Annotated in this window: 20 protein-coding genes; 12 read left to right on the top strand and 8 right to left on the bottom strand. The window is 65.4% G+C overall.

All coding sequences use genetic code 11. The features are described 5' to 3' along the window. The first annotated feature begins 130 nt into the window (after nucleotides 1–130). From EJ074_RS15980 to ligD, 3 genes are all read left to right on the top strand, one after another. Entirely contained in the window at nucleotides 131–637 is a 507-nt protein-coding gene (locus EJ074_RS15980; RefSeq protein WP_095805268.1) for a ferritin-like domain-containing protein, read from the top strand. Nucleotides 638–748: 111 nt separating this feature from the next. After that, a complete protein-coding gene (locus EJ074_RS15975) occupies nucleotides 749–1,621 on the top strand; it encodes a Ku protein (RefSeq protein ID WP_095805267.1) in 873 nt (290 codons plus the stop codon). Nucleotides 1,622–1,633: 12 nt separating this feature from the next. Then, nucleotides 1,634–4,141 (top strand): DNA ligase D, encoded by a 2,508-nt coding sequence (ligD, locus tag EJ074_RS15970; protein ID WP_129553574.1) that lies wholly within the window; start codon nucleotides 1,634–1,636, stop codon nucleotides 4,139–4,141. 75 nt (nucleotides 4,142–4,216) lie between these two features. Here the strand turns inward: ligD and EJ074_RS15965 are convergent, their stop codons facing one another. Next, nucleotides 4,217–4,891, bottom strand: a complete 675-nt coding sequence (locus EJ074_RS15965; protein ID WP_095805265.1) for a winged helix-turn-helix domain-containing protein — start codon at nucleotides 4,889–4,891, stop codon at nucleotides 4,217–4,219. Between the two features lie 170 nt (nucleotides 4,892–5,061). On the opposite strand from EJ074_RS15965, the gene EJ074_RS15960 reads away from it, so the two are divergent. Then, nucleotides 5,062–5,430, top strand: a complete 369-nt coding sequence (locus EJ074_RS15960; protein WP_095805264.1) for an NIPSNAP family protein — start codon at nucleotides 5,062–5,064, stop codon at nucleotides 5,428–5,430. After that, on the top strand, nucleotides 5,427–5,771 hold the full coding sequence (locus EJ074_RS15955) for an antibiotic biosynthesis monooxygenase (RefSeq protein WP_095805263.1): 345 nt from the start codon (nucleotides 5,427–5,429) through the stop codon (nucleotides 5,769–5,771). Before EJ074_RS15960 ends, EJ074_RS15955 begins: the two co-directional genes overlap by 4 nt. A gap of 46 nt (nucleotides 5,772–5,817) precedes the next feature. Here the strand turns inward: EJ074_RS15955 and mbfA are convergent, their stop codons facing one another. Further along, the gene (mbfA, locus tag EJ074_RS15950; protein ID WP_095805262.1) at nucleotides 5,818–6,801 is read right to left on the bottom strand and encodes an iron exporter MbfA; all 984 of its coding nucleotides are present in this window, start codon (nucleotides 6,799–6,801) and stop codon (nucleotides 5,818–5,820) included. Between the two features lie 186 nt (nucleotides 6,802–6,987). Between mbfA and EJ074_RS15945 the strand changes: the two genes are divergently transcribed. After that, on the top strand, nucleotides 6,988–7,311 hold the full coding sequence (locus EJ074_RS15945; RefSeq protein WP_095805261.1) for a hypothetical protein: 324 nt from the start codon (nucleotides 6,988–6,990) through the stop codon (nucleotides 7,309–7,311). A 340-nt stretch (nucleotides 7,312–7,651) separates the two neighbouring features. Further along, nucleotides 7,652–8,629, top strand: coding sequence for a threonine/serine dehydratase (locus EJ074_RS15940; protein ID WP_095805260.1), 978 nt, complete (start codon nucleotides 7,652–7,654; stop codon nucleotides 8,627–8,629). A 240-nt stretch (nucleotides 8,630–8,869) separates the two neighbouring features. Here the strand turns inward: EJ074_RS15940 and EJ074_RS15935 are convergent, their stop codons facing one another. From EJ074_RS15935 to EJ074_RS15920, 4 genes are read right to left on the bottom strand one after another with little or no spacing between them, the layout of a single operon-like run. Then, nucleotides 8,870–10,018: an ABC transporter permease gene (locus tag EJ074_RS15935; protein ID WP_129553573.1), complete on the bottom strand. Its 1,149-nt coding sequence runs from the start codon at nucleotides 10,016–10,018 to the stop codon at nucleotides 8,870–8,872. After that, nucleotides 10,015–10,935, bottom strand: a complete 921-nt coding sequence (locus EJ074_RS15930; protein ID WP_095805258.1) for an ABC transporter ATP-binding protein — start codon at nucleotides 10,933–10,935, stop codon at nucleotides 10,015–10,017. Before EJ074_RS15930 ends, EJ074_RS15935 begins: the two co-directional genes overlap by 4 nt. After that, on the bottom strand, nucleotides 10,932–11,885 hold the full coding sequence (locus EJ074_RS15925; protein WP_095805257.1) for an HlyD family efflux transporter periplasmic adaptor subunit: 954 nt from the start codon (nucleotides 11,883–11,885) through the stop codon (nucleotides 10,932–10,934). Before EJ074_RS15925 ends, EJ074_RS15930 begins: the two co-directional genes overlap by 4 nt. Beyond that, on the bottom strand, nucleotides 11,882–12,586 hold the full coding sequence (locus EJ074_RS15920) for a DUF1956 domain-containing protein (RefSeq protein WP_095805256.1): 705 nt from the start codon (nucleotides 12,584–12,586) through the stop codon (nucleotides 11,882–11,884). Before EJ074_RS15920 ends, EJ074_RS15925 begins: the two co-directional genes overlap by 4 nt. Nucleotides 12,587–12,675: 89 nt before the next feature. Here EJ074_RS15920 and EJ074_RS15915 point away from each other — a divergent pair, with 89 nt between their 5' ends. From EJ074_RS15915 to EJ074_RS15905, 3 genes are read left to right on the top strand one after another with little or no spacing between them, the layout of a single operon-like run. Next, nucleotides 12,676–13,149, top strand: a complete 474-nt coding sequence (locus tag EJ074_RS15915; protein WP_095805255.1) for a CYTH domain-containing protein — start codon at nucleotides 12,676–12,678, stop codon at nucleotides 13,147–13,149. Continuing rightward, nucleotides 13,146–14,084 (top strand): CHAD domain-containing protein, encoded by a 939-nt coding sequence (locus EJ074_RS15910; protein ID WP_095805254.1) that lies wholly within the window; start codon nucleotides 13,146–13,148, stop codon nucleotides 14,082–14,084. The genes EJ074_RS15915 and EJ074_RS15910 overlap by 4 nt, the downstream gene beginning before the upstream one ends. Nucleotides 14,085–14,125: 41 nt before the next feature. Continuing rightward, nucleotides 14,126–14,926: a lipo-like protein gene (locus tag EJ074_RS15905; protein WP_095805253.1), complete on the top strand. Its 801-nt coding sequence runs from the start codon at nucleotides 14,126–14,128 to the stop codon at nucleotides 14,924–14,926. Nucleotides 14,927–14,986: 60 nt separating this feature from the next. Here EJ074_RS15905 and EJ074_RS15900 read toward each other — a convergent pair whose 3' ends face one another. After that, on the bottom strand, nucleotides 14,987–15,772 hold the full coding sequence (locus EJ074_RS15900) for a helix-turn-helix transcriptional regulator (RefSeq protein WP_095805252.1): 786 nt from the start codon (nucleotides 15,770–15,772) through the stop codon (nucleotides 14,987–14,989). A gap of 112 nt (nucleotides 15,773–15,884) precedes the next feature. Between EJ074_RS15900 and EJ074_RS15895 the strand changes: the two genes are divergently transcribed. Both EJ074_RS15895 and EJ074_RS15890 read left to right on the top strand, forming a co-directional pair. Then, nucleotides 15,885–16,745: an ATP/GTP-binding protein gene (locus EJ074_RS15895; RefSeq protein ID WP_095805251.1), complete on the top strand. Its 861-nt coding sequence runs from the start codon at nucleotides 15,885–15,887 to the stop codon at nucleotides 16,743–16,745. Between the two features lie 107 nt (nucleotides 16,746–16,852). Next, on the top strand, nucleotides 16,853–17,779 hold the full coding sequence (locus EJ074_RS15890; RefSeq protein WP_095805250.1) for a DMT family transporter: 927 nt from the start codon (nucleotides 16,853–16,855) through the stop codon (nucleotides 17,777–17,779). A 15-nt stretch (nucleotides 17,780–17,794) separates the two neighbouring features. Here the strand turns inward: EJ074_RS15890 and EJ074_RS15885 are convergent, their stop codons facing one another. Continuing rightward, nucleotides 17,795–19,492 (bottom strand): SulP family inorganic anion transporter, encoded by a 1,698-nt coding sequence (locus EJ074_RS15885; RefSeq protein WP_129553572.1) that lies wholly within the window; start codon nucleotides 19,490–19,492, stop codon nucleotides 17,795–17,797. Nucleotides 19,493–19,661: the final 169 nt, after the last annotated feature.

Raw genomic sequence — 19,661 nt, 5'->3', positions numbered from 1 at the left:
ACCTGCATGCCTCAGGAACTTGCCCGAGACGGTTACGTTGACCAGACAAGGCCGGTCGAGAGCCGGTCGCGTTGGCGCCGGCCGGGCCGGCGCAACTTCCCGACAACACGAGACATGGAAGGCAACCGCCATGGGTTTCTTTTCGAAAGACATCAAGACGCTGGATGATCTTTTCGTGCATACGCTGCGCGACATCTATTATGCCGAGAAGCAGATCGAGAAATCGCTGCCGAAGATGATCGACAAGACGACCGATCCGCAGTTGAAGGCCGGCTTCGAAAAGCATCTCGAACAGACCAAGGGTCATATCGAGCGGGTCGAGCAGGTGTTCGAGCTGCACGGCGTCAAGGCCAAGACGGTGAATTGTCCGGCCATCGACGGCATTCTCGAGGAGGCCGACGAGGTGAGCGGCGATGTCGACGACAAGGAAGTCCTCGACGCCGCGCTGATCGCTTCGGCGCAGGCCGTCGAGCACTATGAGATGACGCGCTACGGCACGCTGATCGCCTGGGCCAAGCAGCTCGGCCGCAGCGACTGCGCCAATGTGCTGGCCAAGAATCTCAAGGAAGAGCAGGCGACCGACCGCAAGCTCACCGAGATCGCCGAAAGCAAGGTCAACCTGCAGGCTGCCGAATAGGCTTGCCGACCGAATGCAAGGCCGGCGCGCCGCGCCGGCCTTCGCGCGCCGGAACCGAAGCGGTGCTTGACCGTTCCGGTTCGACTCGCATCATCATGCAAGGAGTTCCCCATGGCGCCGCGCCCCGCCTGGAGCGGTTATCTCAAGCTTTCCCTGGTCACCTGCGCCATCGAACTGACCAATGTCGTCAGCCACGCCGAGAAGGTTTCCTTTCACGTCCTCAACCGCAAGACCGGCAACCGTGTCCGGCGCATCTATGTCGACCAGCAAAGCGGCAAGCCGCTGGAGGAAGGCGACGAAGTCAGGGGCTACGAGGTCGGCAAGGACGAGTTCATCCACATCGAGGAGGAAGACATCGAGGCGGTGCAGATCGAGTCCTCGCACACGCTCAATCTCGATGGCTTCGTCGACAAGTCCTCGATCGAACAGATCTATCTCGACACGCCCTACTACGTCACGCCGGCCGACAAGGTATCGGAGGAAGCCTTTGCGGTGATCCGCGATGCGCTGGCCGAGAAGAAGATGGCCGGCCTCGCCCGCATCGTGCTCTATCAGCGGGAGCGGCCCGCCGTGATCGAGCCGCGCGGCAAGGGCATGGTGCTGACCACGCTGCGCTACGGCGACACGGTGCGGGAGCCCGGCAGCGTCTTCGACGACATCAAGGCCAGCAAGCCCGAAGGCGAGATGATCGACCTCGCCGAGCACATCATCGACAAGCAGAAGGGCAAGTTCGACCCCGCCGGGTTCAGGGACAGGTACGAGGAGGCGCTGCTCGAGCTGGTTCGCGCCAAGAAGGCCGGCAAGAAGGCGCCGAAGGCCAAGGCTGAACCCAAGCCTTCCAACGTCGTCAACCTGTTCGATGCGCTGAAGAAGAGCCTTTCCTCCGAAGGCGGCTCAAGCACGAAGACCGGGAAATCCTCGAAGGCCGCAGCGCCGGCGAGGCGGGGCAGGAAGGCGTCGGCCTCCAAGCGCAAATCCGCATAGGAGCACAGCCTCATGGCCAGCCTCGAGCAATACCACGCAAAGCGCAATTTTCGGAAAACCGCCGAGCCGGCCGGCAAGGTCGATCGCCGCAAGAAAGGGGAAACGGGCGGCATTTTCGTCGTCCAGAAGCACGCCGCGACGCGGCTCCACTACGATTTTCGGCTGGAATATGACGGTGTGCTGTGGAGCTGGGCGGTGACGCGCGGTCCAAGCCTCGATCCGCATGAGCGGCGGCTGGCCGTGCATGTCGAGGACCACCCGCTCGATTATGCCTCGTTCGAGGGCACCATTCCGAAGGGCGAGTATGGCGGCGGCTCGGTCATCGTCTGGGACGAAGGCAAATGGATCCCGGATGGCGATCCGGCCAAGGCCATGAAGAAGGGCCATATCGACTTCGAACTCGAAGGCCACAAGCTCAATGGCCGCTGGCATCTGGTCAGGCTGAAGCCGCGCCCGCGCGAGAAGCGCGACAACTGGCTGCTGATCAAGTCCAACGATGCCGCCGCCCGGCCCGGCGAGGACATTCTCGCCGAGGCGCCGCAATCGGTGAAGTCCGGCCTCACTGTCGAGGAGGTCGGCGAAGGCAAGACCGCGAGGGGCGCCAAGCCGAAGGTCTGGCACTCCAACAGGCCGGCCACGGCCAAGGCCAAGGCTGCCCGCCTGGAATTCATCGAGCCGCAGCTCGCCACGCTGGAAAAGACCGCGCCGTCGGGCGAGGAATGGGTGCATGAGGTCAAGTTCGACGGCTATCGCATGCAGGCGCAGATCGCCGGCAGCGAGGTCAGGCTGCTGACGCGCACCGGTCTCGACTGGACGAAGAAGTTCGAAGGTCCGGCGGTGGCCGGGCTGGCCGGCTTGAAATGCCGCGATGCCGTCATAGACGGCGAAATCGTCGTCCTGGCCGACAGCGGCGTGTCGTCCTTTGCCCTGCTGCAGGCCGATCTCTCGGCCGGCCGCACCGATCGCTTCGTCTACTACGTCTTCGACCTGATGCGGCTGGACGGCGAGGATCTGCGCGGCGAGCCGCTGGTCGAGCGCAAGCAGGCCCTGGCCGACCTGCTTGGCAAGCAAGCCGAGGACTCGGCGTTGCGCTTCAGCGACCATTTCAACGAGCCCGGCAAGGTCATGCTGCAGCATGTCTGCCGCATGGGCCTCGAAGGCGTTGTTTCCAAGCGCGCCGATGCGCCCTATCGCAGCGGCCGCGGTCTCACCTGGATCAAGTCGAAATGCACGCTGCGCCAGGAGTTCGTCATCGGCGGCTACCTGCCTTCGGACAAGACCGGGCGCGGCCTGCGCTCATTGCTGGTCGGCTACTATGAAGGCGGCAAGCTGCATTATGCCGGCCGCGTCGGCACCGGCTTTTCCGGCAAGGTCGCGGCGGACCTGAAGAAGCAGCTCGACGGCCTCAAGGCCAAGACCTCGCCATTCGCGGCCGCCGTGCCCAAGGGCAAGGGCCTCACCTGGGTCGAACCCAAGCTCGTCGGGGAGGTGGAGTTCCGCAGCTGGACATCCGACCGTATAATCCGCCACGCTGCCTTCCAGGGGCTGCGCGAGGACAAGCCGGCGGAGGAAGTCGTGCAGGAAAAGCCGAAGCAAGCCCCCGGCAAGGCGGAAGGGAAGGCGAGCGGCGCCAAGGCTGCGTCGAAGCCCGCGGCCGGGACCGCCAGGACCTCGGTCAAGCTCTCGCATCCCGACAAGTTCCTGTGGCCCGACGAGAAGGTCACCAAGCAGGGCCTGCTCGACCACTACGCGCTGGTTTGGCCGCGCATGGAGCAGTTCGTCGTCAACCGGCCGCTGAGCCTGGTGCGGGCGCCGGACGGTATCCATGGCCAGCGCTTCTTCCAGAAGCATGCTTCGCCCGGCATGAGCGATAAGATCGCCAGGACCAAGGATCCGACCGACGGCGAGGAGATCCTGTTCATCAAGGATTTCGACGGCATCGCCGCGCTGGTCCAGTACGGCGTCGTCGAGGTCCACATCTGGGGCTGCACCGTCGACGAATTGGACCGCCCGGACCAGATCGTCTTCGACCTCGACCCGGACGAAGGCATCGGCGTTCAGGCTGTGCGTGATGCGGCGCTCGACATCCGCGCGAAGCTCGACGAGCTGTCGCTGCTCAACCTGGTCAAAACCTCCGGCGGCAAGGGTTTTCACGTCGTTGTGCCGCTGAAGCCGTCGGCCGACTGGGATGAAGTGAAGGATTTCGCGCATCATTTCGCCCGCGCGCTGGAGCAGGCTTCGCCCGACCGCTATACCGCAACGCTGTCGAAGAAGGCGCGCACCGGAAGGATATTCGTCGACTATCTGCGCAACGGCCGCGGCTCCACCACGGTCGCGCCCTACTCTTCACGAGCCAAGAAGGGCGCGACGGTGTCGATGCCGGTGACTTGGCCGGAGATCGAGGCCGGCCTGCCGCCGAACGCGTTTCCGATCGGCGACGCGACGACGCTGAAGCAGCTGAACAAGGCCGATCCGTGGAAAGAGTTCTTCAAGCTGGGCAAGCCGCTGAAACGGGGCTAGGGCAATTCCAGGAAAAGTGCGCGGCGGTTTACGTCCCGAATTGCGCAAAATCAATTTTTCGTTTCGGCAGCGAAATCAGCGCAGAAATACGCGCTCGAAAGCCTGCTTGCCTTTCGGCGAGAACACCACGGCGCGGCTGCCCTCCTCGCGCCTTGCCCATTTCACCGCAATGATCTTGTCCAGGATGGCGGCGCCGAGCGTGCCGGCAAGATGCGACCGCCGCACGCTCCAGTCGAGGCAGGCGCGGCACACCGGCCGCCGCGCCTTGGCATCGATCTCGATGCCGAGCGCGGCGAAATGCGAGGCCCCGGACGGCGAAAGCCTGATCTGGTCGTCCTCGCGCAGCAGGATCTTCCGGTCGACCAGGCGGTCGAGCATTGCCACCGCCTGCTCGCCGGCAAGGTGATCGTAGCACACCCGCGCCACGCGCATCGCCGCATCCCGCGGCCCGGGCCGCACCCGCTTCGGACCGACAGCCTCCGCGACGCCGATGATCGCCTCGATCATGCCCGCCACCTGCGCACTGGCGAGCCCGTAGTAGCGGTGCCGGCCGTGGCTCGCCAACGTCAGCAGTCCGCCATCCATCAGCTTCGACAGGTGCGAGGAAGCGGTGGGCAGCGACACACCGGCCTCCAGCGCCAGCTCGGACGCGGTCAGCGCCGTGCCGCCCATCAGCGCATTGAGCATGTTGGCGCGGGCCGGATCACCGATCAGGCTGGCGATGCGGGCAATATCGGGTCCCTCGCGCATAGTTCGATCCCTGTCGAAGCGTCCCTGTCAGAAAAGCATTATTCTCGTTTCAGTTCAAGGAGCGGACGCGAAAGCAGCGAACACTCCTCACAGCAAAGCTAGCACACCAATGCATGCGATGTTTCGACGGTGGTCGAACTGTCGCCAACCCAACCTGCGAGGAGACCAAAATGACCATCACCTGCTTCATCCGCTACCAGATCGACCCGTTCGGCAAGCCGGCCTTCGAGCAGTATGCGCGTGCCTGGGGCCAGGCCATCCCGCGCTGCGGCGCCGACCTCATCGGCTATTTCGCGCCGCATGAGGGTTCGGCGACTACCGCCTACGCCGCCTATAATATCGAGAACCTAGCGGCCTACGAAGCCTATCGCGCTCGGCTTGCCGCGGACCCGGCCGGCAAGGCAAACTACGCCTTCGCCCAGCGTGAGAAGTTCATCCTCAAGGAAGACCGCATCTTTCTCAAGCTGGTGTCCGGGCCGCATGGGCCGAGGCAGGTCTTTCGCACCGACGTCACCGTCAGGGAAGGGATAGAGGCATGATCGCAGTCATCTTCGAGGTGGAGCCAGCCGAAGGAAAGCGCGATGCCTATCTCGGCATCGCCGCCGACCTCAGGCCTTTGCTCGACGGCATCGACGGCTTCATCTCGATCGAGCGCTTCCAGAGCCTTGCCGACCCCAAACGCGTCCTGTCGCTGTCCTTCTGGCGCGACGAGGAAGCGGTCCAGGCCTGGCGCAACACCGAGGAGCACCGGCAGGCGCAGAAGGCCGGCCGTGGGGGTTTGTTTGCCGGCTATCGTCTGCGCATCGCCCATGTGGTGCGTGATTACGGGCTCACTGAAAGGGCCGAGGCGCCGAAGGATAGTCGCGCGGTGAATGGGTGAAACGCGGCACTCCCTTCTCTCGCAAGGGGAGAAGGAGAGTCGGCCCTTACGCATTCCCGATCAGCACGCCCGCGCCGAACACCAGCGCGCCGCCCAGCACCACTTGGAAGGCGGCGCGCCAGAACGGCGTCTGCATGTAGCGGTTCTGGATGAAGGCGATCGCCCAGAGTTCGAAGAACACGACGATCGCGGCAACGATCGTCGCCGTCCAGAAATAGGGGATGAGGTAAGGCAGCGCGTGCCCAAGCCCGCCCAGCGTCGTCATGATGCCGACCGTTAGGCCGCGCTTCACCGGCGAGCCGCGGCCCGACAGCTTGCCGTCGTCGGAGGCCACCTCGGTAAAGCCCATCGAGATGCCGGCGCCGATCGAGGCGGCCAGGCCGACCAGGAAGGTCTGAAACGTTTGATGGGTGGCGAAGGCGGCAGCGAAGATCGGCGCCAGCGTCGACACCGATCCGTCCATCAGTCCGGCCAGCCCCGGCTGCACATAGGTCAGGATGAACTGGCGCTGTTCGGCCGTCGCCTCCTCTTCTCTCACCGCGCCCGGGACGTGCGTCTCCTCCAGTTCATGGGCGGAATTCTCGTGGCCGAGCTCGGCCGCCGCCAGATCGTTGAGCAGCTTGCGCGTCGAGGCATCCGTGGTGCGCTTGGCGGCCTCGACATAGAAGCGGTAGGCCTGCCGCTCCATGTCTTCGGCCTGCTGGCGCACATGATCGATGCCGAGCGGCCGCACCAGCCAGTCCGGCTTGCGCTCGTAATAGCCCCTGACATGCTCGCGCCGGATCAGCGGAATGCGCTCGCCGAAACGCCTGCGGTGCAGCTCGATCAGGGAGTCGCGGTGGCCGTCCTCTTCCTCGGCCATCGCCTCGAAGACCTTGGCCGATTGCGGAAAGTCTGCCGTCAGTCCGTCGGCATAGGCCCGGTAGATGCGCCCGTCGTCCTCTTCGGAAGAGATCGCCAGCGCCAGGATCTCCTGCTCCGACAGTGAATCGAAGGAACGGCGGCCAAAGCCGAAAACGCGGGAAAGCATGAGGAAATCACCTTAGTTTAGAATTGTTCTAAACTAGGGGCTTGGATGGCGAGGGTCAATCGCGGGTGCTGCGGCGCAGGCAGAATTCGTTGATCCAGGGATTTATCGACCCCGGCGTCCGCCACGCCCTTCCTTATTGCCGAATGTTCACCTATATAGCCGGCATCAGCCGCAAAGGAAGCTAGGATGACGCCAAAGCAGCCGCCGCACGCATTCGATCCCAAACCCATTCTCGATCTCATCGCCGGCATCGAGGCCGATCTGCAGCGCCTCAAGGGGCTGGTAGAACAACAGGTCGAAAGATTCGATCCGGCCAATCCGCACAACAAGACGCCGGAGGGCAAGCTGACCGACGAAGGTGTCGAGTGCTGCTACCGCATGTTCGACGAAGGCAAGTCGCGCTATTCGGTCTCCCAGCAGATGAAGATCTCCTTTGCCGCCGCCACCCACCGCTTCAACAGCTGGCGCAAGGCCGGCGGCAAGAAAAGGACCCGGGCGTTGCTGGGGTGAGGAGGGGTCCGTCGCAGCGGACGAAGCCGAAGCGGAGGGCCGTCGCCGTCGCTGGTCGCCATCGTTGGCGCCGCCCCTCATTTGTCCCTGGCGCCCCGTGAACGGGAGAAAGGGCTGGCCGCAACCACCGCGCCCTAGCTGCAACGCCGGTCATTGGCGAACGCAGCGATGACAGGATCTTCTCCCCGTTCACGGGGAGAAGATGGCGGCAGCCAGATGAGGGGCGGCGCCAACGTTTGATTGTATTCAGCCAAACATTGTAACCGTTACATTATTTCGTTGGCGCGCCGCCACGGTTTCCGTGCACCATCGAAGCGTCATTTTCCGCGAGGCCACACTCATGACCACCCTGCCCGGTATTTCCGACATCCGCGCCGCTGCCGCACGGCTTTCCGGCCTGATCGTCGAAACGCCGCTGATCGAATCGCCGGAGATCAACAACCGCTATGGCGGCCGCATCCTGTTCAAGCCGGAGACGCTGCAGCGCACCGGCTCCTTCAAGTTCCGCGGCGCCTATAACAAGTTGTCCTCGCTGAGCGAGGAAGAGCGCGGCCGCGGCGTCGTCGCCTTCTCCTCCGGCAATCACGCGCAAGGGGTGGCCGCTTCCGCCGCGATGTTCGGCGTCAAGGCGGTCATCGCCATGCCGGCCGACGCCCCGGCGATCAAGATCGCCAATGTGCGCAAGATGGGCGCCGAGGTGGTGCCGTTCGACCGCTACCGCGAGGACCGCGCGACGGTGGTTCGCCCCTATGTCGAGCGTGGCATGGTGCTCGTCCCGCCCTATGACGATCCGGCCATCATCGCCGGCCAGGGCACGATCGGCCTTGAACTCGTGGCGCAGGCAAGCGCGCTTGGAGCCAAGCTCGACGCGGTCGTTATCCCTTGCGGCGGCGGCGGTCTGTCGAGCGGCATCTCGATCGCCGTCAAGGATGTTTTGCCCGGCACGTCTGTCTGGGCGGCGGAGCCCGAGCACTTCGACGACACGACACGTTCGCTTGCCAAGGGGGAAAGGGTGTCGAACGAGCCAGGCCACGTCTCGATCTGCGATGCGCTGCTGGTCGCCGAACCAGGCGCGCTCACCTTCGAGATCAATCGCAGCTATCTCGCCGGCGGCATCGCCGTCTCCGAAGACGCCGTCAGGCAGGCCATGCGCGACGCCATGACCCATCTCAAGCTGGTGGTCGAGCCCGGCGGCTCAGTCGGCTTGGCGGCGCTTTCGTCGGGCAAGATCGACCTCGCCGGCAAATGCGTCGCCGTGGTGCTCTCGGGCGGCAATGTCGATCTCAGTGTGTATGCGGAGATTATGGCTGCGGGTTAGGTGTAGCCGAAGAGTGCCGCGATCCAGGTTCCGCAGCGATCCTTCGCGCCCCCCTCTGGCCTGCCGGCCATCTCCCCACTTCGGGGGAGATCAGACTTCACGCCGCCCTTCGCCAACCTCGAACGTTGCAGAATGAGTGAGGCGCAGAAACAGCCAATCTCCCCCCAAGTGGGGAGATGACCGGCAGGACAGAGGGGGGCGCTGTCCAGCCGGCATTAAAACGTCTGCACCCAGAAACGATCAATCGAGCGTCCGCCGGAAGCGCAGCAGCGCGGTGCCGGCGAACACCGCCACGAACAGCAACAGCCAGCCGATTTCCGCCGCGACCGCCGGGACGTCGGCGCCCTTGAGCATGACGGCCCGCGTGATGCGCAGGAAATGCGTCAGCGGGAAGACTTCGCCCAGGATCTGCGCCCAGCCGGGCATGCCGCGATAGGGGAACATGAAGCCCGAGAGCAGCAGCGACGGCAGGAAGAAGAAGAAGGTGAGCTGCATCGCCTGCATCTGCGAGCGGGCCATGGTCGAGATGGTGTAGCCCAGCAGCACCAGCGCCAGCACGAAGATAAGCACCGACGAGAGCAGCAGCGTCAGGCTGCCGACGAACGGTATGCTGAACAGAAGCTTCGCCGCCACCAGCACCACCGCCACCTGCACGGCACCGACGGCGAGGAAGGGCAGCACCTTGCCGAGCATGATCTCGGCCGGGCTGGACGGCATGGCAAGCAGGTTCTCCATCGTGCCGCGCTCGGTCTCGCGCGTCAGCGCCATCGCCGTCATCATCACCATGGTCATCTGCAGGATGACGCCGAGCAGGCCGGGCACGATGTTGTATTGCGAGATGCCTTCCGGATTGTAGCGCTGGTGCACCACCACCTGCAGCTGCTGCCTGGCATTCTCCGACACCGTCGCCTGCATGCCCTGGGCGCGCAGCAGGGCTTGGCCCGCCACTGTGCTCAGCGTCGAAATCGCGCCGCTCGCGGCGGAAGGGTCGGTCGCGTCGGCCTCGATCAGGATCTGCGGGCTGTCGCCACGCTCGACGCGGCGCGAGAAGTCGGCCGGGATCGTGACGACGAAGGAGACGGCGCCCTTGGCCATCAGCGCCTCGGCCTCGGCCGCGCTCTCGGCCACACGGTCGAAGCGGTAGTAGCCGGTCATCTGCAGGGCGGAGACCATGGCGCGCGTGTACTTGTCGTTGCTCATCGCCACCAACGCCGTCGGCAGGCTCTTCGGGTCGTTGTTGATGGCAAACCCGAACAGCACCAGCTGCATCAGCGGCACGCCGAGCATCATGGCGAAGGTGACGCGGTCGCGCCGCATCTGGATGAACTCCTTGATCAGCAGCGCGCCGAGTCTGGCGAAGGAGAAGACCGCTCTTAAGCCATCTTTCATGCCATGTTGTCCTTCGAGCCGGACATGAACTGGATGAACACGTCCTCCAGGCTGGTTTCGCCCGGAGTCACCGTCACGCCCTTGTGCTGCTTCTCGACATCGGCAAGGGCCTGTTCGAGGGCGGCCTTGTCGGAGCCGACGACATGCAGCGTCGCGCCGAACGGCGCCACCTGGTCGACGCCCGGACGGCCCTGCAGCGCTTCGGCTACCCGGTCGAGCCGCGGCCCCTGCACGACGAAGGTGGTGAGCCCGGCATTCTCGACCACCTCCTCCACCGTGCCGGTGGCAAGCATCTTGCCATAGGAGATGTAGCTGATGCGGTGGCAGCGCTCGGCTTCGTCCATGTAGTGGGTGGAGACCAGCACGGTCAGCCCGCCGCTCGCCAGCCGGTGGATCTCGTCCCAGAACTCGCGCCGCGCCTTCGGGTCGACGCCGGCCGTCGGCTCGTCGAGCAGCAGCAGCTTGGGCTGGTGCATGATGCAGGCGGCGAGCGCCAGCCGCTGCTTCCAGCCGCCCGACAACGTCCCGGCCAGCTGGTTGCGGCGTGTCGCCAGCCCGAGCTCCTCCAGCGTCCTGGACACATGCTCCTCGACCGGCTTCAGCTGGTAGAGCCGCGCCACGAATTCGAGGTTCTCGCCGATGGTCAGATCCTCGTAGAACGAGAATTTCTGCGTCATGTAGCCGACTTCGCGCTTGATCTTCAGCGACTCGGCGCGGATGTCGTATCCCAGCACCTCGCCCTCGCCCTCATCCGGCGTCAGCAGGCCGCACATGATGCGGATCGTCGTCGTCTTGCCCGAACCGTTCGGCCCGAGAAAGCCGACGATCTCGCCCTCGGCGACCGTCATCGTCACATGGTCGACGACGGTCTTGCTGCCGAAGCGCTTGACCAGCCCGCGGACGTCGATGACGTTCATTTCTTGAGATCCGCCAGATCGACGTCGACGATCTGGCCGGGCTGCAGCGGCCCGGCATCGCCTTCCGGCCGCGCTTCGACGAGATAGACGAGCTTCTGCCGGTTCTCGAGCGAGTAGATGACCGGCGGCGTGAACTCCGGATCGGGCGACACATAGCTGACGCGCGCCTTGAGGTCGGGCCCGCAGCCGTCGCAGCGCACCCTGAGCAGCGAGCCGACCTTCACCGACGAGAACGCGGTCTCCGGCACATAGACGCTGAGCTTCACCGCGCCGTCCGGCAGCATCGAAATCACCGGGGCGGTCGGACCGGCTGTGTCGCCGGGATTGCGGATCACGTCGTCGATGCGGCCGGCCGATGGCGCCGCCAGCACACGCTTGGACAATCGCCATCGCGCCTGCCCCAGTTCCGATTGCGCCTGCTTGACCTGGTTCTCCGCGGCCTTGATCGTCTCCAATCGAGCCGGCAGGCCGCCGACCGCGAGATTGGCCTCGGCTTGGCCGACCTGCGCATTGGCGGTCTCCAGCGAGGCGGAGGCGGTGTCATAGTCGGCCTGCGTGCCGGTACCGCGTTTGTAGAGGTCGCTGGCGCGCTCATATTTGCGTTTGGCGTCCGCCGCCTGCGCTTTCGCCATATCCACTTGCGCCTTGAGCACCGCGATCTCTTCCGGGCGCTTGCCCACCTTGAGGTCGGCAAGCTGCGCCTGCGCCTGGGCGAGCGCGGCTTGGGCCTGCGCCACGGCAATCTCGGCATCGGCATTTTCCAGCGTCGCCACCGGCGTGCCTGTCGTCACCCGGTCTCCGCGCTTGACGTTGACCGTGGTCACTTGTGCCACCTCGATCGGCGCCATCAGCACATACTCGCCCTCGACATAGCCGACGGCGAGCGGCGCCGCCGGGGCGCAGGCGCCGAACAGCTGGGCCGCGAGCGGTAGCGAACAGAGGAAGCTCATGATTTGCGCTCCTTGGCGACGGCTGGATCGCGTGCCGCCAGCATGGCCTTGAGATTGTTCGTTGCGACCGACACCACCTTGGCGGCTTCGGCGTTGCCGATCTCGCGCCACCCCATCCGGCGCAGCACCGCCTCGCGGCCGATGCGGAAATAGATGACCTGGCCGATCATCGTGAACACGGTGAGCTTGGTGGCCTCGCTCTCGGCCGGCTCGCCGGTCGCCTGCTCCCAGATCTGGCACAGCCGCCGGTGCGTCGGCTCGAACACGCCGGCGTAGATGCGGTCGAGCGCCGCCGTCGGGTGGGAAAGCTCGCGCAGTACGAATTGTACGATCTCGCCGGCCTCGGGACTTGCCACGACAAAGCCGACCATCCGCTCCAGCGCGAAAAAGAGCTGAGCCCGCGCGGCTTCGGGGCTGGCGGGGGCCGCCGCCCGGGCAGCGCCGAGCGCCTGGCCGGCAATCCCCTGGATGGTTTCGACGATGTAGTCGGCGGCGGCGGCGCGCAGGCCTTCCTTGCCGCCGAAATGGTAGGCGATGGAGCCGATATTGGCCTTGGCCTCGGCGGCGATCTCGCGCGTCGAGGTGCCGTCGAAGCCCTGCCGCCCGAACAGCTTGAGGGCGGCATGCACGAGCGCCGCCCGCGTTTGATCGGCGGGAGATGCTTCGCGCAACGTCGTTCCAGGCTTCGTTTTCTTGCCCATGGCGCTGTTTAATCAATCGATTGATTAAAGTCAAGTCGTCTACAGCTTCGGCTTGCCATGTCGGCTCACGCGCGCTTTAGTGCGCGGCCATGGTCAAGGAAGTCGAACGCAAGTTCCTGGTCGCCAGTTCCGCCTGGCGCGATCGGGCCGAGGCGCATATTCGCATCCGCCAGTTCTATCTTGCGGCGGCGCCGGGGCGCACCGTGCGGGTGCGCATCAGCGATGACAACTCCGCCCGGCTGACGTTGAAGTTCGGCAGCAGCGCGCGCGAGCGCGACGAGTTCGAATATCCGATCCCGCTGGCCGATGCCGAGGAGATGATGGCCTTCGCCGTCGGACGTGTCATCGACAAGACACGCCACCATGTTAGGCACCGCGGCTATCTTTATGAAGTCGATGTCTTCGGGGGAGTTCTCGCCGGTCTGGTGGTCGCGGAACTGGAAACGCCGGAGGACGTACCGGGCGAAATGCTGCCGGACTGGCTCGGTCGCGAGGTCACCGGCGAACAAAGGTTCTACAACGCGTCGCTCGCCCTCGGGGGAATTCCGGAGATCGCCGCATGAGCTTTCGCATTGATCCGCGCCTTCCGCTGACCGGCGAGGTCCGGCGCATATTGGCCGCAGAGATCGGCAAGGCGCTCGGCCATCTCGAAAAGGCGCGCGACATGCCGGAGCAGGGGCTGCACAAGTGCCGCAAGCGGCTGAAGAGCATCCGCGCCTTGCTGCGCCTGGTTCGTTCCGGAGACGAATCCTTCTGGCAGACCGAAAACGAGTGCTACAGGCAGGTCTCGGCGCTGCTTGCCGGCCCGCGCGAGGCGACCGCTCTGATCGAGACCCTCGATCGCCTGTCGGACGCCTTTCCGAAACAGAGCGCTGGTGGCGGTCTTGATTCCGTGCGCGAGCGGCTGGTGTTGCGCCAGCACGAGCTTCATGCCGGGCCCGGCCTTGACGCCGCCATAAACGCGGCGATAGCCGCCTGTCAGGAAGGGCTCGAGCGGACCGACGGCCTGTCGCTTCCCGATCAGCCGGAGCGGGCGGCGGACATATTGGCCGAGGGCGCGCGCGCCACCTTGCGGCGAGCCAGGAAGGCCCTGGACAAGGCCGGCTCGCGCGGCGGGGCCGACGACTTTCACGAATTGCGCACGGCGGCCAAGACGCACTCCATGCATCTGTCGCTGCTCGGTCGCCTGTGGCCGACGCCGATCAAGGCCCGCCGCAAAGCGGTCGACAAGCTCGGCGAGCTGCTCGGCGAATTGCACGATGTCTTCGTCATGCGCGCGTTGCTCGAGGCCGATGGCGAGCCGCTCGGGCCGCCCGGCGAGACCAGGCTTCTGCGCAAGCTCCTGAAACGCTCGCAGAAGAGCCTGACCAGGGCCTGCCTTGCCGAGGCCGCGGAATTGTTCGATGACAGCCCCAGGCGTTCGGCCAGGAAGCTGGCGCGCAAGGCGCGGGGCGATCTCACGGCGCCTCCGGCGGAAACGAGCGCGGCCACGGCCTGATTGTGGTCTCGAAAGCCGGCTTGTGGTAATCGCTGTCTGGCATGAGTGCGCCAGCCGACACCCTTCTCGATCGAATTGGCCGCTGGCTTGCCGGCCGCCTGCAGGACGAGTCCTCGGGTTACGAGCCCTATACGCCGTCCGATGCCGAAACCTTGCGCCGCACACTGCAGCCCGGCGACATCCTGCTCATCGAGGGCAACCAGAAGATCTCGGCGGTCATCAAGTATCTGACCCAGTCGACCTGGTCGCATGCCGCCTTCTATGTCGGTGACGTCCTGGCCGAACCGGACGACGGGTCGGAACGCCCGCGCCTGATCGAGGTGACGCTCGGCGAGGGTTGCGTCGCCGTGCCGCTGTCGCGCTACCGCACCTACAACACGCGCATCTGCCGCGCGAGCGGGCTCACCCCGGAGGATCGCGACAAGGTCGTCGCCTTCATGATCGGCAAGCTGGGTCTCCGGTACGACCTCAAGAACATCTTCGACATGCTGCGCTATTTCATGCCGATGCCGCCGGTGCCGGTGCGCTGGCGCCGCCGCATGCTGGCCTTCGGCTCCGGCGACCCGACACGCGCCATCTGCTCGACGCTGATCGCCGAGGCCTATGGCCAGATACGCTATCCGGTCCTGCCCGAGATCACCCGCGCGCCCGGACGTGCCTCGGCACAGTCGAGCTACATGCGCCGCGAAATCCTGCACATTCGCCACCATTCGCTCTACACGCCGCGCGATTTCGACCTGTCGCCCTTCTTCCGCATCGTCAAGCCGACGCTGGAGTACGGCTTCGATTACCGGGCCGTAACCTGGGAGGACAAGATTGCCGAGGCCAAGGCCGCGGAATAGCTGGAGCAATTCCGGGAAAAGTGTGAAACGGTTTTCCGTCCGGAATTGCGATGAACTGCTCTAGGCCGGCACGCTGGGCTTCCCGGCAGTGCGCCGGGCGCTGGCATCTCTCGGGTGCGGCCCGATCGGCATGATCGCCGGAAACGGGGTCGCGCCGAAAGCAAAGGTCCATTTGTAGCCGATGAGCTGATCCTCGGGAGTCGTGTGCTGGTCGTGATGGGCAAGCAGCCTGGCGCGCTCGGCCAGTTCCTCCGCCTCGCGCCGCAACATCTCTGCCGTCTCGGGCCGCATCCTGCGCGAGAAGCTGACGAACGTCGCTTGCCTGTCCAGATGGCCGATCGCCCAGCCGATGAAGTTCTTGTTGGTCGTCTCGAAATGCGGTTTCAGCGGCCCCTCGAAATCCCACTGGATGGGCGTTTCGACCAGCAGCCTCGCCGACAGGCCGCGCCCGAGCGCCACCAGCCCGAGCTCCTCCAGATCGCGCAGATAGAGGAACATCGAGGCCTCGCTCAGACCCTGCGAGCGCATGATGCCTTCGGGGGTGAATTTCTCCGATAACATGATGAAGACGAAGAGCAGCGCCGGCCGCGCCGCCAGTCTGCGCTCGATCTCCGGCGCGACGTGGTTGGCCGGCCCCGGCCCCCGGTTCATCGAGCCGAGCACGTTCTCCAGCTCCACCTCAGCGGCGGCGCAGATCTCCATCAGACGGTCGAGCTTGCAGTTGCGCTCGTGGAAGATGCGCTTCACCGTCGGCTCGGAAACGCCCATGCGTTCGGCCAGCATGCGATAGGTCAGGCCCTTCGCCTTCAGCGTCCGCTTGAGCGCCTCGAAGATCGGAGCGTTCATGGAATGCACCTCGTTTCTGCGATTTCGTATCGATCTTCGATACTAGCGGCAACGGTACTTCCAGAAAAGTATCGGAAAACCTAGCTCTCCGCCGTCACAACAGGAGAGCACCATGAAGACCCTGATCGCTTCGACCATTCTCGCCTTTCTCGGCGCAGCAACGGTCACCGCCGCCGAGGCCGGCGAAATCTGGCGCGCCGGCGGATTCGAGCAGCCGGAATCGGCCCTGTTCGATGCCGCCAGCAACCGCATCGTCGTCTCCAACATCGCCGGCAACCCCGGCGAGGCCGACGGCAACGGCTACCTGTCGCTGCTGTCCCCGGACGGCAAGGTCGTCACCCGCCATTGGGCAGACGGCATGGACGCGCCCAAGGGCATGGCGATCGCCGGCGGCAGGCTTTATGTCGCCGACATCACCAAGGTCCGTGTCGTCGACCTGGCCAGCGGCAGGCTGGTCGCGAGCATCGAGGTGCCGAACGCCGTTTTCCTCAACGACATGACATCGGACGCCTCCGGCAAGGTCTATGTCACGGACATGCTGGCCGACGCGATCTACCGCATCGGCGGCGACAAGCCGGAGTTGTTCGTCAAGGACGCGCTGCTGGCTTCTCCCAACGGCATCTTCGCCGACGGCGCAAGGCTCGTCGTCGCGTCCTGGGGCAAGGGCATCAAGCCCGATTTCAGCACCGCGCGACCGGGCGGCCTGCTGTCGGTCGACCTTGCCAGCAGGACGGTGACGCCTTTGCCGGGGGCTCAAGAATTCGCCGACCTCGACGGTGTCATCGCCATCGGCGACAGCATCTATGCCACCGCCTACATGACCGGCACACTTTACCGCTACAAGGCCGGCGGCACACCGGAGGTGGTCGCGACTTTCAAGCCCGGCAGCGCCGACATCGGCAGCAACGGCAACTCGACCATCTATGTCCCGTTGATGAACGAAGGCGAGATCGCGGCGCTGAAGATCGACTGACGGCCATCGTGACGGGAACGACGCCGATCGGCATTGGACCGCCATATCGACGGGTCTGCCATCTGGCTTTGCCTTTCGCTCCCCGATATCCGGCTGTGATCCGTCACATGAGCGAAGCCGTGAAGACACCCAGCCCGACCGGCGCCGTTTCCCCGATGATCCCCGTGCTGGTATGCGCGCTCGCCATCTTCCTGCTGTCCGGGATGGATGCGGCGATGAAGTCCCTGGTCATAGCGGTCGGCGTGTACAATACGCTGCTGTGGCGCAGCACGGTCGCAGCCCTTGTCGCGGGCGCGGCCTGGTCGGCAGGGACGCGCTCGAGACCGACCCTTCGAGTGCTGGGACTGCATGCGCTGCGCGCGGCGATTGTCGGCGTCGTTCTCGTCTCGTTCTTCTGGGGGCTCGCCAGGCTGCCGCTCGCGGAGGCGGTCGGGCTCAGTTTCGTCGCGCCCTTGTTTGCCCTCTTCCTCGCCGCGCTGCTGCTGGGCGAGCGAATCCGGCGGCAGGCCGTGTGGGCGTCGCTGGCCGGCATCGCCGGCGTCGCCATCATATTGGCGGGCCAATTCGGGCAGGCGAGCTATTCGCAGGATGCCCTGCTCGGTACGGCGGCCGTGCTCGTGTCGACGGTGTTCTATGGCTACAACCTGATCCTCGCCCGGCAGCAGGCGCTGTTGGCCAAGCCGGTCGAGATCATGCTGTTCCAGAATCTTTGCGTCGCGATCATGCTTGGCCTCGCCGCGCCGTGGCTTGCCGTCGCGCTTCCGCGCGACCTCTGGCTTCCGCTCGCCGGCGTGACGATGCTGTCGCTCACCGGCCAGTTCCTGATGAGTTGGTCTTACGCCCGCGCCGAGGCGCAATATCTGATCCCAACGGAATACTCGGCCTTCATCTGGGCGATCGCGCTTGGCTGGTTCTTCTTCGGCGAGGAGGTGGCCGGGACCACGCTGATCGGGGCATGCCTCATCGTTGCCGGCTGCCTGATCGCCGCGCGCGCCAACCCCAAACTTGCCGAGCCCATCGAAGCGACGGTTTGAGGGAAGCAGCGGCCCCTACGTTCCTTTAAGCTGCGCCCGCGCATCGCGGATCGAGGCGGCATAGGTCACCAGCGGCCGCTTGACACCGTGGTTGATCAGCATGCGCCGGGTCTGCGGCGCAGCACCCGCGATGATGAAGCGAACGCCCGCGCGTTTGGCCTTGTGCGCCGCGCCCTCGATGACATTGGCGGCGGTGGAATCGAAGAACGGCACCGCCGAGCAGTCGAGGATGAAGTTCCGCCGTTGGTCGGCGATGCGGTCGAGCACCGCGCCGACGGTCGAGGCGGCGCCGAAGAAGAAGGCGCCGGAGATGCGATAGACGACGGTGTCGGCATCGGCCGCCTCGCTGGAATCATAGGCGCTCGGCCGATCGGCGACGTCTTCCGGCACCAGCGTCTGGTCGGCTTCGACGGCGATCGACTTGGCCATGCGGTCGATGAACAGGATCGACCCCAGCACGAAGCCGACGACGATGCCTTCGGTGAGATCGCGGAAGATGACGATGAGGAATGTCGCCATCAACACCAGCGCGTCGCCGCGCGAGGCTCGCAGCAGCGTGGCGAAGGCTTGCTTCTCGAACATGTCCCAGCACACGACGGCTAGCACGCCGGCCAGCGCGGCAAGCGGGATGTAGCTCGCCAACGGCGCCGCCGCCAGCATCAGGACGAGCAGGATCAGCGAATGCAGCATGCCCGAGACCGGGCCGTGCGCGCCCGCCCGCACATTGGTGGCGGTGCGGGCGATGGTGCCGGTGGCGCAGATGCCGCCGAACAGCGCGGAGACGATGTTGGCGAAGCCCTGCGCCACCAGTTCGCAGTTGGAGCGGTGCCGGCGCCCGCTCATGCCGTCGGCGACGACCGCCGACAGCAGCGATTCGATCGCGCCGAGCAGCGCGAAGGAGATGGCGTCCGGCAGCACGTCGATCATCTTGGCCAGGGTCACCGGCGGAAGGGAAGGCCACTGCAGGCTGCGCGGGATGCCGCCGTAACGCGTGCCGATCGTCTCCGCCGGCAGCGCAAACAGGGTCACCACCAGCGAGGCCAGCCCGATGGCGATCAGCATCGCCGGCCATTTCGGCCGCCAGCGCTTGAGAAGGGCGATCGCCGCGATGGTGAGCACCGCCACGAACGCCGCCGCCGGATTGATCGTGCCGGCCGCCTCGCCGATCGCAATCAGCTTCGGCACCAGCGGCCCGGGCTCCTTGCCGGCGAGCTTGAGGCCGAGCAGCTCGACGATCTGGCCGGAGAAGATGATCACGGCGATGCCGGCCGTAAAGCCGACGGTCACCGGATAGGGAATGAACTTGATGTAGGTGCCGAGCCTCAGATAGCCGATGACGAGCAGGAAGACCCCGGCCATCATGGTCGCGAGCAGCAGGCCGTCGACACCGGCGCGGGCGACGGTCGCCGCCACCAGCACGATGAAGGCGCCGGCCGGGCCGCCGATCTGGAAGCGGCTGCCGCCGAGCGCCGAGATTATGAAGCCGCCGATGATCGAGGTGTAGAGCCCGCGCTCGGGCGTCACGCCGGACGCGATCGCGATCGCCATCGAAAGCGGCAGCGCGACGATGGCGACTGTCAGTCCGGCGACCGTATCGGCCCGCAAATGCGCGAGCGTGTAGCCCTCACGCAGCACTGTGACCAGCTTCGGCGTGAAAAGCTCGGCGAATGTCGGTCGCGCGTGGTGATGCATTGCCCGCCGGACCTGATCCATGGACTGCCTTCCGCTCCAGTGCATGTCGCCCAAAAGTTCATAGCGTTTTGGGGATAACGACAGGCACAAAACAAAGACCGAGGCGGCGGGATCGTCGGCTTTGGTGTCGGCGGTCGCCGTCGCGAAAACCTGCGACGCCGCATCGTGCTTTCCGAAATCGAGCCGATTT

This window comes from Mesorhizobium sp. M3A.F.Ca.ET.080.04.2.1 (genome assembly GCF_003952525.1).
Classification (GTDB): domain Bacteria; phylum Pseudomonadota; class Alphaproteobacteria; order Rhizobiales; family Rhizobiaceae; genus Mesorhizobium.
This window is presented reverse-complemented; position numbering and strand designations above follow the sequence as displayed.

Excerpts from the sequence above, each read along its gene's own strand:
- EJ074_RS15980 (WP_095805268.1), top strand. The coding sequence starts at position 131 with ATGGGTTTCTTTTCGAAAGACATCAAGACGCTGGATGATCTTTTCGTG.
- EJ074_RS15975 (WP_095805267.1), top strand. The coding sequence starts at position 749 with ATGGCGCCGCGCCCCGCCTGGAGCGGTTATCTCAAGCTTTCCCTGGTC.
- ligD (WP_129553574.1), top strand. The coding sequence starts at position 1,634 with ATGGCCAGCCTCGAGCAATACCACGCAAAGCGCAATTTTCGGAAAACC.
- EJ074_RS15965 (WP_095805265.1), bottom strand. The coding sequence starts at position 4,891 with ATGCGCGAGGGACCCGATATTGCCCGCATCGCCAGCCTGATCGGTGAT.
- EJ074_RS15960 (WP_095805264.1), top strand. The coding sequence starts at position 5,062 with ATGACCATCACCTGCTTCATCCGCTACCAGATCGACCCGTTCGGCAAG.
- EJ074_RS15955 (WP_095805263.1), top strand. The coding sequence starts at position 5,427 with ATGATCGCAGTCATCTTCGAGGTGGAGCCAGCCGAAGGAAAGCGCGAT.
- mbfA (WP_095805262.1), bottom strand. The coding sequence starts at position 6,801 with ATGCTTTCCCGCGTTTTCGGCTTTGGCCGCCGTTCCTTCGATTCACTG.
- EJ074_RS15945 (WP_095805261.1), top strand. The coding sequence starts at position 6,988 with ATGACGCCAAAGCAGCCGCCGCACGCATTCGATCCCAAACCCATTCTC.
- EJ074_RS15940 (WP_095805260.1), top strand. The coding sequence starts at position 7,652 with ATGACCACCCTGCCCGGTATTTCCGACATCCGCGCCGCTGCCGCACGG.
- EJ074_RS15935 (WP_129553573.1), bottom strand. The coding sequence starts at position 10,018 with ATGAAAGATGGCTTAAGAGCGGTCTTCTCCTTCGCCAGACTCGGCGCG.
- EJ074_RS15930 (WP_095805258.1), bottom strand. The coding sequence starts at position 10,935 with ATGAACGTCATCGACGTCCGCGGGCTGGTCAAGCGCTTCGGCAGCAAG.
- EJ074_RS15925 (WP_095805257.1), bottom strand. The coding sequence starts at position 11,885 with ATGAGCTTCCTCTGTTCGCTACCGCTCGCGGCCCAGCTGTTCGGCGCC.
- EJ074_RS15920 (WP_095805256.1), bottom strand. The coding sequence starts at position 12,586 with ATGGGCAAGAAAACGAAGCCTGGAACGACGTTGCGCGAAGCATCTCCC.
- EJ074_RS15915 (WP_095805255.1), top strand. The coding sequence starts at position 12,676 with ATGGTCAAGGAAGTCGAACGCAAGTTCCTGGTCGCCAGTTCCGCCTGG.
- EJ074_RS15910 (WP_095805254.1), top strand. The coding sequence starts at position 13,146 with ATGAGCTTTCGCATTGATCCGCGCCTTCCGCTGACCGGCGAGGTCCGG.
- EJ074_RS15905 (WP_095805253.1), top strand. The coding sequence starts at position 14,126 with ATGAGTGCGCCAGCCGACACCCTTCTCGATCGAATTGGCCGCTGGCTT.
- EJ074_RS15900 (WP_095805252.1), bottom strand. The coding sequence starts at position 15,772 with ATGAACGCTCCGATCTTCGAGGCGCTCAAGCGGACGCTGAAGGCGAAG.
- EJ074_RS15895 (WP_095805251.1), top strand. The coding sequence starts at position 15,885 with ATGAAGACCCTGATCGCTTCGACCATTCTCGCCTTTCTCGGCGCAGCA.
- EJ074_RS15890 (WP_095805250.1), top strand. The coding sequence starts at position 16,853 with ATGAGCGAAGCCGTGAAGACACCCAGCCCGACCGGCGCCGTTTCCCCG.
- EJ074_RS15885 (WP_129553572.1), bottom strand. The coding sequence starts at position 19,492 with ATGGATCAGGTCCGGCGGGCAATGCATCACCACGCGCGACCGACATTC.